Source organism: Candidatus Angelobacter sp. (assembly GCA_035607015.1).
Taxonomy (GTDB): domain Bacteria; phylum Verrucomicrobiota; class Verrucomicrobiia; order Limisphaerales; family AV2; genus AV2.
Map to the genome: position 1 here is coordinate 1 of DATNDF010000212.1, position 10,753 is coordinate 10,753.

10 protein-coding genes are annotated in these 10,753 nt (G+C 59.2%); 4 read left to right on the plus strand and 6 right to left on the minus strand.

Annotated elements, in window-relative coordinates:
* Positions 1-335, plus strand: a 335-nt coding sequence (locus tag VN887_08710) for a hypothetical protein (protein HXT40091.1), incomplete at its 5' end; no start/stop codon positions are given.
* 52 nt (positions 336-387) lie between these two features.
* On the opposite strand, the gene VN887_08715 is transcribed toward VN887_08710, so the two are convergent.
* The 5 genes from VN887_08715 to VN887_08735 all read right to left on the minus strand — a co-directional run bounded on the left by VN887_08715 (position 388) and on the right by VN887_08735 (position 7,576).
* Complete coding sequence (locus VN887_08715; protein ID HXT40092.1) at positions 388-2,193, minus strand: glutamine--tRNA ligase/YqeY domain fusion protein; 1,806 nt, start codon at positions 2,191-2,193, stop codon at positions 388-390.
* Positions 2,194-2,266: 73 nt separating this feature from the next.
* Positions 2,267-2,548: a zinc-ribbon domain-containing protein gene (locus VN887_08720; GenBank protein ID HXT40093.1), complete on the minus strand. Its 282-nt coding sequence runs from the start codon at positions 2,546-2,548 to the stop codon at positions 2,267-2,269.
* 111 nt (positions 2,549-2,659) lie between these two features.
* The gene (locus VN887_08725) at positions 2,660-5,689 is read right to left on the minus strand and encodes a PQQ-dependent sugar dehydrogenase (GenBank protein HXT40094.1); all 3,030 of its coding nucleotides are present in this window, start codon (positions 5,687-5,689) and stop codon (positions 2,660-2,662) included.
* 106 nt (positions 5,690-5,795) lie between these two features.
* Entirely contained in the window at positions 5,796-6,575 is a 780-nt protein-coding gene (locus tag VN887_08730) for an MBL fold metallo-hydrolase (GenBank protein ID HXT40095.1), read from the minus strand.
* A 53-nt stretch (positions 6,576-6,628) separates the two neighbouring features.
* Positions 6,629-7,576: a pepsin/retropepsin-like aspartic protease family protein gene (locus VN887_08735; GenBank protein ID HXT40096.1), complete on the minus strand. Its 948-nt coding sequence runs from the start codon at positions 7,574-7,576 to the stop codon at positions 6,629-6,631.
* Between the two features lie 117 nt (positions 7,577-7,693).
* Between VN887_08735 and VN887_08740 the strand changes: the two genes are divergently transcribed.
* Both VN887_08740 and VN887_08745 read left to right on the plus strand, forming a co-directional pair.
* Positions 7,694-9,019, plus strand: a complete 1,326-nt coding sequence (locus tag VN887_08740) for a Gfo/Idh/MocA family oxidoreductase (protein ID HXT40097.1) — start codon at positions 7,694-7,696, stop codon at positions 9,017-9,019.
* An 85-nt stretch (positions 9,020-9,104) separates the two neighbouring features.
* The gene (locus VN887_08745; GenBank protein HXT40098.1) at positions 9,105-9,698 is read left to right on the plus strand and encodes a DNA-3-methyladenine glycosylase I; all 594 of its coding nucleotides are present in this window, start codon (positions 9,105-9,107) and stop codon (positions 9,696-9,698) included.
* On the opposite strand, the gene VN887_08750 is transcribed toward VN887_08745, so the two are convergent.
* Positions 9,682-9,987: a Smr/MutS family protein gene (locus tag VN887_08750; GenBank protein ID HXT40099.1), complete on the minus strand. Its 306-nt coding sequence runs from the start codon at positions 9,985-9,987 to the stop codon at positions 9,682-9,684. The two genes, VN887_08745 and VN887_08750, sit on opposite strands and share 17 nt — an antisense overlap.
* A 179-nt stretch (positions 9,988-10,166) precedes the next feature.
* On the opposite strand from VN887_08750, the gene VN887_08755 reads away from it, so the two are divergent.
* Entirely contained in the window at positions 10,167-10,724 is a 558-nt protein-coding gene (locus VN887_08755; GenBank protein HXT40100.1) for an HDIG domain-containing protein, read from the plus strand.
* The last annotated feature ends 29 nt before the right edge of the window (positions 10,725-10,753 follow it).

The window sequence follows — 10,753 nt, forward strand, 5'->3', positions numbered from 1 at the left end:
AAACAATGCCCGCGCTGCCGACCCCCAGCAGCAACACGATTACGCCAATCAACTTCAACCGGGTGGCTCGTTTGGAGACTGGACCGGGTGTTTTGCAGCTCTCGGACATGTCGCAAGTCGTTATTTGCCACCCGTCACTCAAATGCAAGTCCGGCAATGACCGGGATCGTTATCCCGCTCTCTTTCATTTCGATGGCCAATCCGAAATAGATGGCAAAGAGGCAGTCATTAAACAAAGCGAAAAAATCACAGGAAAACCCCTGCGCCGCTCTTCCGGCAAAAAGGAAATTCTTCGCCCAAAAATCCTGGCGGCCAGTTCCGACGGCAATACTTGAATTTGTCCAAATTGCACCCCGCGCTTCTTAGTGTCGAATCATCAGTCCGCTCTCAAACTCTCTGCGCCTCCTTTGCCCACGTGTCCTTCAACGTAATCGTCCGGTTTAGAACCAGTCTCGGGTTTTGGGTCGAAAGCTCCGACTCCTTGTCGAGACAGAAGTAGCCCAGACGCTCGAATTGGTAGCGAAGTTCTGACTTCGCGGATTTCAAACCGGGCTCGCACTTGGCGTGGATGACTTCAAGACTGTGTGGATTCAGATGTTGCCGGAAGTCGCCGGAGGCGTCGGGTTCGGGTACGGTGAACAGCCGGTCGTACAGGCGCACTTCGGCGTCAACGGCATGTGTCGCGCTGACCCAGTGAACCGTGCCTTTGACCTTGCGCGCCGCGTTCGTACCTCCACTCTTGCTGTCGAGATCAGCCGTGCACCGCAACTCGACGATTTTGCCGCTCGCGTCCTTCACCGCTTCGTCGCACCTGATGATGTAGGCGTATTTGAGGCGCACTTCGCCGCCCGGGCGCAGACGGAAAAATTTCGGGGGCGGGTTTTCCATGAAATCGTCCTGTTCAATGAAAATGTCGCGCGTCAAAGGCACTTTTCGCGTGCCGGCATCCGGGTCTTCGGGATTGTTCGTCGCCTCGCATTCGATGACCTTCCCGGCGGGAACATTGGTGAGGACAACCTTGATCGGGCGCAACACGACCAAACGGCGCAGGGCGATCCGGTTCAGGTCTTCACGGATGGCGTGTTCGAGCACCGCCACATCGGTGAGAGCATTGTATTTGGTGATGCCGATGTTGCTGGCGAATGCGCGCAACGCGCGGGCGGTAACGCCGCGCCGGCGGAGTCCGCTGATGGTGGGCATGCGCGGGTCGTCCCAGCCAGAGACGAGGCCTTCGTTGACGAGCTGCATGAGCTTGCGCTTGCTCATGACGGTGTAGCCCAGACTGAGGCGGGCGAATTCGTATTGCTTTGGCAACGCGCGTGTCAGTTCGAGGCTTCCGAGGATCCAATCGTAAAGCGGCCGGTGAACCTCGAACTCCAGCGTGCATATCGAATGGGTGACGCCTTCAATGTAATCGCTCAGGCAATGGGCGAAGTCATACATCGGATAGATGCACCATCTGTTGCCGGTGTGATGGTGCTCCGCGTGCCGGATGCGATAAAGCACGGGGTCGCGCAACCAGATGTTGGATGACGCCATGTCGATTTTTGCGCGCAAGGTGCGTTTACCGTCCGGAAACTCGCCCGCCTTCATCCGGGCAAAGAGATCGAGGTTTTCTTCCGTGCTGCGGTTGCGAAACGGCGAGTCCTTCCCCGGCCGATCGGGTGCGCCCCGGTATTTGTCCGTGTCCTCCGGACTCAGATCGCAAACGTAGGCGACCCCCTTCTTCACGAGTTGTACGGCATACTCGTAGAGCGGATCAAAGTAGTCGGAGGCGTAAAATGGCTCGAGAGTTTGCGACGGATCGGCTGCGGCCGGAATCTGGAAATCCTGGTTCCCCTTCACTGTCTGCACTCCGGGCACCTTGCCTTTGGGCTTTAAGCCGAGGCAATGATCCGCCCAGCCCTTGATGAGCCAGTTGACGTCCTCGAAAATGGAATCCACATATTCCACCTCCTCCTTGGTTGGATTGGTGTCGTCGTAGCGGAGGTTGCAGAGGCCGCCAAATTCACGCGCGACGCCGAAATTGAGACAGATCGATTTCGCATGCCCGATGTGCAGGTAACCGTTCGGTTCCGGAGGGAAGCGGGTGTGAATCTGCGGATACTTCTTCTCAGCGACATGCTGCGCGACAATGTCGCGGATGAAATCCCCGGGCGCGGAAGGCACATGTTCTTTGTTCGGCACAGTCATATTCAAGGATGCTGAGAGTAAGGGGAGGGCGAAGCCCCCTGCAAGCGTGTTGCTTGGCCGGTCGCGCGGCCCGTCAGCGCAGGAGAATCGTGACCATGAAGAGCAGAAGGATCAGCGCGACCATCCACCACAGCCATCGCGTGCCGCGTGCTCCGGCCGGATTCTCCGCCGCTTCGTCGAACTCCTCCCGGATGAATTCATTGTAATTGAATTCCTCGTCGGGAATGCCGGTTTGGCTCGCGCGAGCGCGCTCTGACCAGCCGGTGGATTCATCCGACCCACACTCGGGACAGGCCACGGCATTGGGCGGCACCTCCGCGCCGCAGTTGGGGCAGTATTCAGGTGAGGCGGGCATGCAAGGTCTGAAGGCTGAAATCCGGCGCGTTTCGCAGTGAGTGAACAGATCGGGCCGCTCCCGGCGCCGTCAGCCGCCACAGGGATGCGCTTCTCAAAGAGTCTTTAAGCATCAGCGCAATGAGCCAAGGAATTCGAGCAGATCGGCGGCTTCCTGGGCCGTGAGCGTTTGCAACAATCCTTCGGGCATGGCCGAAACCTTCGACGCCTCCATGGATTTCACGTCCGTGAGCTTGACGTGAACTTCATTGAGAGCGGCGTCTTTCAACACCACTTCATCGGCGCTTTTCCGCACGAGAAGGCCGGAGTAACTCAAATCGGCTTTCGCCTCCACCTGATAGGTCGCGAATGCCGGATCGATGACCTTCGACGGATTGAGAATGTTGTCCAGGAGTTGTGTGCGCGAATATTTCTGGCCGATGCGGCTCAGGTCCGGACCGAAATCCCGCCCCTGCCCGCGAACGCGATGACATTGGAAACACTGCGCCCCGCCTTCGGCGAAAAACACCTTCTCTCCGCGCGACGCATCACTTTTCAACACGAGAATCTGGTCCGGTTTGACGTCCGCCCCGAGTCGTCTGACCCGCTTTTCCTCGGGAACGAACCGCTCGAACAGGTCGCGCACCACCGGGTTTGCGTTGGCCGTTCCTCGCGCGATCACTTCCGTCCGCAAATCCGTCTTGAACGAATGCGTATTGATTTCGCGCAACGCGGCCAATGCGCCGACGGTCGATCCCAGCAACCGGTCAATCGATTCCGTGCGTTCCTGCGGTGAAGTGATTTTTCCGGTCGAGATCTCTCTCAACAGCCGACGATTGGCTTCCTCCATTGTTTCCGCAGCGGATTCGCCGGTTTCGTTCGTGACCGCTCGTGGCATTTGTTTGATCCAATCGTAAATCAGGTTCAGCCCCGCGTCGCTGACCACGCGCGAGCCGATGCGCGGCATGTGCGCCGGTCCCAGCGACGAGAGGCGATAATAAAGCACTGACCGAAGCGGGTCGCCCGGCGTGATGACGTGCGCGCCCGGGATGTTGAATGTGCCTTGCGACGGCGTGAAACCGACTGTCCGGCTCTCTTCCAGCTTCTGGTCGTAGTTGAAGAACGATGCGACTGAGCCGCCCGCGCCGAAACGATGACAATGCGCGCAGTTGGCGTGCAGCCAGGAACGCGCCCGCTCCTGCAAACCGGCTTTCGCGTCGCTCGGATCCGTAAGCTTCACTGCCGGTTCATCAAACAATGACTTGTCGAGCATCCCGATGTGGGCCAGCGTCCGAATCTGGTTGTCGGTGCGCATCCCCCGCTCGCCGTTGGAAGCTGACGCCGGATAGCTGCGGTCTCCATTCAACTCGAAAAAATTGAACGCGAGCGGCGGACCACCCCACGAATTGTGGCAGCGCAAACATTCCGCCCGGCTGTGAAAATGCCACGTCTGTCGGCGGTGGCCGCCCGGAGCCTGCGCGTCCGTGATTTCAAGCGCGCGATCCGCCCCCCGGGCATCCACAAGCGTGGCATCGGTTTGCGCGTCGTTCCACTGATACGCGTAACCGTGCCAGTTCACGCCGTCGAAATGAAGAATCTGTGTTTCGATGCGTCGGCGGCTCTGCGCTTTGCCGGGCTCCATTTCGAGTGACAGCGTCTTCGCGAGAAGCGCGTTTGAAGGAAAGATCCACTTCACCGCACCCCAAAGGTCCTTGCCCTTGTAAACTCCCGTGGTTTCTGGAAAGGCGGCAAACCGTTCCGCCGTGGCGCCATCGCTCCAGAGTTCGGCGTTGACCGAGAACGGTATTACGCCCGGCGCGGGCGTGTGGTCTTTCGCGGGGGCGACGATTCCGGTTTCGCTCAACTTTCGCGGAAAGCTCGAGCTGTTGTCTGGAACGGGGTTTGGTTCGAGCTGGAAAATGCCGCCGCCATAGTCCACGGCGTAAAGCTCACCGGCGTTGTCCTCGCCGAAACAAACGACTTGCATCGTGCTGTTGGCCAGTTCGCGGCGCCAGGTAAGCTGTTTGCCGTCATGACGCAGACCCCAGAACTTGCCGGTCACCCAGTCGCCATAGATGTAAACACCGTCGAGTTCGCGCAGGTGTTTGCCGTGATAAACAGTCCCGCCGGTGATGGATGCGGCCTCGGTGTGAGGATGGGAAACAACCGGCGGGAGAATCGGAGTCGGGCCGAGCCTGCCGTTCGGTTTGACCGATTGCGGACCTTCGACGACGCTCCATCCGTAGTTTCCGCCGCGCTCGACGCGATCAATCATCTCCCACAGTTCCCAGCCGACATCGCCGACCCACAAGGCGCCGGTGTGCGGATCGAAACTCATCCGCCACGGATTGCGAAAACCGTAGGCCCACACTTCCGGGCGCGCCCGGGCCGTGTTCACAAACGGGTTGTCCGCCGGCACGCGATAGGGTCTGCCCCCGTCCTCGTGGTCAACGTCAATGCGGAGCACCGACGACAATAGATCGCTGATGTCCTGGCCCGTGTTCAGCGGGTCGGGCGGGTCCGGTGACGCAGTGTCTCCGGTGGAAATGTAGAGATAACCGTCCGGCCCAAACTTGATGCAGCCACCGTTGTGTCCGCCCGAAAGCCAGGTGATGACAATTTTCTCACTTGCAGGATCAATGCGCGGGGGATCGATCTGCGCCATCGTGAAGCGCGACACATGCGAGCCTTCCGGCAGACCATCTTTCAAAACGTAGCAGAGGTAGATGAAATGGTTTGTTGCGAAACCCGGATGAAATGCCATCCCGTAAAGCTGGGTGAATTCCTGGATGCCGCTGTGCAGATCGATGACGAGGTCGGGTTGCCCGACGTCGGGGTCGTTTTTGAACGAAAAAATCTTTCCCGACTGTTCGGCGACAAACAGGCGGTCCATGGCCGGCGTATGAGCCATGTCCACCGGTTCCTTGAACTTGAGCTTCGGAAAGACACGTTTCGCCACGTATGGCAGAGGCGGGTCAGGCGAACCGACCAGTCGTGAAGCCGTCCAGGGAACACGCGTTTCGATTCCAAAGGGTGCCTGGCTGTCCGGACGCAAAATGGATTTCCAGGCGGCCGCGGTTGTCTCGTCAGCGGCGAAGGCAGGTGGGTGGACAAAGAAAACCATTCCGGCGAGCAGGCACAAACGTTCAACGGCCAGTTTCATCGGCTGGTTTTCGCCCACTTATGGCGTGCTTCAGCCGGCGCCGCAAATCTTTTCATGTCGAGGTCACCGCCGGCGTGCGCCGCCGCGCGAAGTGACCGGGGTGTTGTCACTTGTACCAGTCCCGCAGCCGCACTTCGACGCCGCTGTCGCTGCCGACCAGTTGTTTGAATTCCTCCGTGTCGCTGCCGCGATAGTGATAGGGATAAACGATCTTCGGTTTGAACGCGCGCACCGCGCTTGCGGCCTGCTCGACCGTCATCGTGTAAGGCAGGTTCATGCAGACAAACGCCACGTCGATGTTTTTCAGGGCGCGCATTTCCGGGATGTCCTCGGTGTCGCCGCTGATATAGATGCGTTTGCCGCCGAGCGTGATCACATAGCCGTTGCCGCGGCCTTTGGTGTGAAACTTCAGCCGGTCCGCCGTCAGATTATACATCGGCACGGCCTCGATGTTGACTCCGATCACTGTTTTCGTCTCGCCGTTCGCCAGCACGGTCGTTTGTTTGCGCAATTTCTCTGCTAACTTCTCCGTCACCGCGGCCGGCGCAATGAGAGCCGCCTTGTCCGTTGCCACGGCTTCGAGCGTTCCGTTGTCGTGATGGTCGCCGTGGATGTCGGTGACCAGGATCAGGTCCGGCTTGGGCAGTCCGTCGAACCGCTTCGGTCCGCCCACGGGATCGACGTAGATGGTCTTCCCGTTCCAACCTGTGACGAACGTTGCGTGGTTGATCGGATGGATGACCAGGTCGCCATCGCCGGTGGCGATCTTGTCGCCATCGAGGTTGTTCGCGGCGGCCTGCGTGGCTGTCGCCAGCCAGACAGCAGCGCTGGCAATCGCTGGCGCAACGAGGACATTTCTGACCCAACGAATTCTCATTGATCGCATAACGGACCTTTCTCTGTCGGAGTTGAGTTGAACCGTCATTTTGCTTCGGCTCGCTATTCGAGCGGCTCCAGAATCATCCGCTCGCGCGAGTAATCGAAGATGACTTTGAACCTTCTCAATACCTGCATGCCGATGTGCCCGGCGAGGCCTTCATCCACCGGCGAACCTTCCAGGAAAAAATTGGCCAGTGGCTTCTCCACCACCTGGCCGCCCAAACGGAACTTCGGCACGCGGCCAATCCTGGTCCTTGCATCGCCGCCCAGGCCGCGCCTACCGCTTTCCTCCGTCCGGCCAGTAGACTCGACCAGATGATGGGCGTTGACGAAATCGCTGCCAATGCACAGCCCGCCGTCACAGCCGGTGTCGATTTCAAATCTGCCCGAGATTGGCTCCTGGTCTGGCAGGAGGATGGCGGCTTCGACAATTGGCGTGGATTGCCTGATCTTGAACGGGACGACGTCGCCGTTGCCGGAATAGTGGAACGTCTCCGGCTCGCGCAGCGATATTTTCCTTTCCTTCGGATCGATTTCGACAACGAACCGTTTGAAAAAACCTGCGCCCAGCACGCCGTCGCGTTTGCGCCAGTGGCGCTGGTAGCTGGCCGGGAGGGCGGCCACGCGGCGGGGCCGGTAGGTCGCGCCGGAGAGATCAAAAGCGACACCCTCAAACCGGTCCGCCTGTTCCTCCCCCGCGACCCCAACGATGGTGATATGGCCGGTGCGTTTGAGTTCGAGTAATCCGGCCAGTTCGCTGCTGAGCATGTCGATGGAATAGCCGGTGTCCAGCATCAGCAAGGCCGGCTGCGCATCGTTGACCCGCGCAGAAGCCAGAATCCGCCCGCTCACGAATTCGAATGGAAGAGTGACCACGTTCGTCGCTGGCTGGTTGGGAGAAGTTGCGTCCGCGGGCACGGCGCCATTGACGCCCGATTGCACGAGCCATGTCAATACCGCCAGCCCAAGCCAATGTACAGTCGTTTGTCCCGCCACGCCCGGAAGCATACGAAGTCATTTGACCCTTGTCACACCCGGAACGTTTCAAATGAAGTGGCGCCGCGGATCCTTGACCGACGGCCCGATTCCAGAATAAATGGCGGAATCAAACCGTCACCATTCATTATGAAAACCACGCCCCTGACCCGTCGCCGGTTCGTCAAACAAGCCTCAATCACAGCGGCCGCCTTGTCGTTCCCTTTCGTCGCCGGCCGAAACGTGCTTGGCGCAAACAACCGCCTCAACATCGCCAGCATCGGCGTCGGCGGCAAGGGCGCCAGCGACGTCGAGAACGTTGACAACGAGAACATCTACGCGCTGTGCGACGTGGACGAGGTCAACGCGGCCGGTTCGTTCCGAAAATACCCGCAGGCAAAACGGTTCAAGGATTTTCGCGTCATGCTGGAGAAGGAGGGCAGACACATTGACGCGGTTACGGTTTCCACGCCCGACCACATGCATGCGCCCGCCGCGCTGACGGCAATGAAGCTGGGCAAACATGTTTATTGCCAGAAACCGCTTACGCACACGGTGTACGAAGCGCGCCTGATGGCTGAGACCGCGCGCAAACACAAAGTCGCCACCCAGATGGGCAACCAGGGTCATTGCAACGCGGCCACGCGCCGGCTCGTCGAACTGATCCGGGCTGGAGTGCTGGGCAAGGTCAGTGCGATTCACGTCTGGACGGATCGTCCCAACAACTGGTGGCCGCAGGGCATTGAACGTCCCGCCGGGAATCCGCCCGTGCCGCCGACCCTTGACTGGGACCTGTGGCTCGGTGTCGCACCGTGGCGGCCTTACAATCCTGCTTATGTCCCGTTCAAATGGCGCGGTTTTTGGGATTTCGGAACCGGCGCGCTCGGCGACATGGCCTGCCACTGCATGGACCTCGCGTTCTTTTCTCTCAAACTGGGCGCGCCCATGAGCGTCGAAGCGCAGTCATCCGAAGTGAACAGCGAGACCGCCCCGCTTTGGTCCATCATCAATTACGAATTTCCGAACCAGGACGGGCAGTCGCCGGTCAAGATGACCTGGTACGACGGGGGCAAACAGCCGGCGCCCGAACTGGTGAAGGACACCGAGCTGTCGAGCAACGGCATCATCCTTATCGGGGACAAAGACACGCTCTATGTCCCGAGTTACTGGGGCGCGGGCAAGTTTCTTTCCGGCGCGAAGGTCGAGGATTTCAAAAACATCCCGGAAACATTGCCCAAGCCGCCGGGCTTCGAGCGCAACCATCACCAGGAATGGCTCAACGCGTGCAAAGGCGGACCGAAGGCCCTGTCGAACTTTGACTACTCCGGCCCGTTGACGGAGGCGGTGCTCCTCGGCGACGTTGCGTTGCGCGCCGGCAAAAAGATTCTTTGGGACTCGAAGAAACTCAAAATCACCAACGTGTCCGGGGCGAACCGGTATTTGAGAACAGAGTATCGCAAAGGATGGAAAGTCTGACTGAGCGACGTGGACACGCTTCGCAGTCATGACTTATGTTCGCGGCACGGCCGAATTTTAGCCAACCCCTGACCCGTCATCGACAATGAACCGTTGCGCCTGGGCCCGAAACGAGCTTTCGATCCGCTACCATGATGAGGAATGGGGCGTGCCCGTCCACGATGACCGCACGTTGTTCGAGTTTCTGATTCTCGAAGGCGCGCAGGCAGGCTTGAGCTGGGACACAATCCTCAAGAAACGCGACCATTACCGCAAAGTGTTCGATCACTTCGATGTGAAGAGGGTTGCGCGTTACGATGCGCGCAAGGTGAAACAACTCCTTGCAGACCCTGGCATCGTTCGTAATCGGCTCAAGATCGCCGCGGCCATTCAAAACGCGAAAGCGTTCCTCGCCGTCCAGAAGGAATTCGGCAGTTTCGATGCCTACCTCTGGCGATTCGTCGGCGGCAAAGCGAAACAGAACGAACGACGTTCGCTGAAGGAAGTTCCGGCCCGCACGCCGGAGTCCGATGCGTTGAGCAAGGATTTGCTCAAGCGCGGCTTCAAGTTCGTCGGCTCGACGATCTGCTATGCGATGATGCAGGCCGTCGGCATGGTCAACGACCACACCGTGGATTGCTTTCGCTACAAGCAAATCCGGATGAGCGGCTCGCGACAGCGCTTCACTTCGCGGATTTGAGGTGGACAATCGTTGCCCCCGATCCTCCGTACGCTTCACCGGCCAGCGCGAATGAGGTCACGTCTGGTTGTTTTGCGAGTATCGAATGCACCGTCTGGCGCAATTTCCCGATGCCTTTGCCGTGAATGACCCGCACCTGCAAAATCCCGCGCGCCCGGCACTCCGCGAGATAATCGGTCACGACACCTTTCACGTCCCGCGGACGAAAGGTATGCAGGTCGAGCACGCCATCAACGGGAAGCCGGATCGGGTCCATCCCGTCCGGGTTGGTGTCCTCGCCGTCGTTCATACGCGCAATTTTAACGCCTGATCGAAGACGTTCCAATCGTCACGGGAGGCACACGGCCGCAGGTCTTGTTCAAACATTTTTCCGTGTAGGCCCGGTGCCCACGCCGGGCGTTTTCGAGATGTGGTTAACCTTTGACTCGACAAGGCGAACGTTATATCCCAAACGACACTTAAATGGCCATGACGCGAGACAAAGCCCGGAACCTGCTGAACGAATACACGAAGTCCGAGTCGTTGATCAAACACGCGCTCGCGGTCGAGGCTGCCATGCGGCATTACGCGGCGCACTTCGGTGAGAACGTCGAGACGTGGGGCATTACCGGACTGATTCACGATTTCGATTACGAACGCTGGCCGAATCCGCCGGATCACACGCGTGAAGGCGCGAAGATTCTGCGCGAACGCGGCGTGGACGACGAAATCGTCGGCGCGATCCTCTCGCACGCGGAATGGAATCAGGACGAGTATCCGCGCGATCGGCCGATTCGCAAGACACTGTTCGCCGTGGATGAACTTTGCGGCTTCGTCACAGCGGTGGCTTATGTTCGTCCGGAAAAACTAACCGGCATGGCCGCCAGCAGCGTGAAGAAAAAGATGAAACAGAAATCATTCGCCGCGGCGGTGAAACGGGAAGACATCGAGCAAGGCGCGCAATTGCTCGGCCTGCCGCTCGACGATCACATCAACCACGTCATCGCCGCGATGCAGACGGTGGCCGGGCCGTTGGGATTTGGTTGAAGGTTGCGATGGTCGTGCGACGTTGGGCT

Coding starts and splice junctions, on each gene's coding strand:
- VN887_08755 (HXT40100.1), top strand. CDS start 10,167: ATGACGCGAGACAAAGCCCGGAACCTGCTGAACGAATACACGAAGTCC.
- VN887_08715 (HXT40092.1), bottom strand. CDS start 2,193: ATGACTGTGCCGAACAAAGAACATGTGCCTTCCGCGCCCGGGGATTTC.
- VN887_08730 (HXT40095.1), bottom strand. CDS start 6,575: ATGCGATCAATGAGAATTCGTTGGGTCAGAAATGTCCTCGTTGCGCCA.
- VN887_08720 (HXT40093.1), bottom strand. CDS start 2,548: ATGCCCGCCTCACCTGAATACTGCCCCAACTGCGGCGCGGAGGTGCCG.
- VN887_08725 (HXT40094.1), bottom strand. CDS start 5,689: ATGAAACTGGCCGTTGAACGTTTGTGCCTGCTCGCCGGAATGGTTTTC.
- VN887_08745 (HXT40098.1), top strand. CDS start 9,105: ATGAACCGTTGCGCCTGGGCCCGAAACGAGCTTTCGATCCGCTACCAT.
- VN887_08735 (HXT40096.1), bottom strand. CDS start 7,576: ATGCTTCCGGGCGTGGCGGGACAAACGACTGTACATTGGCTTGGGCTG.
- VN887_08750 (HXT40099.1), bottom strand. CDS start 9,987: ATGAACGACGGCGAGGACACCAACCCGGACGGGATGGACCCGATCCGG.
- VN887_08740 (HXT40097.1), top strand. CDS start 7,694: ATGAAAACCACGCCCCTGACCCGTCGCCGGTTCGTCAAACAAGCCTCA.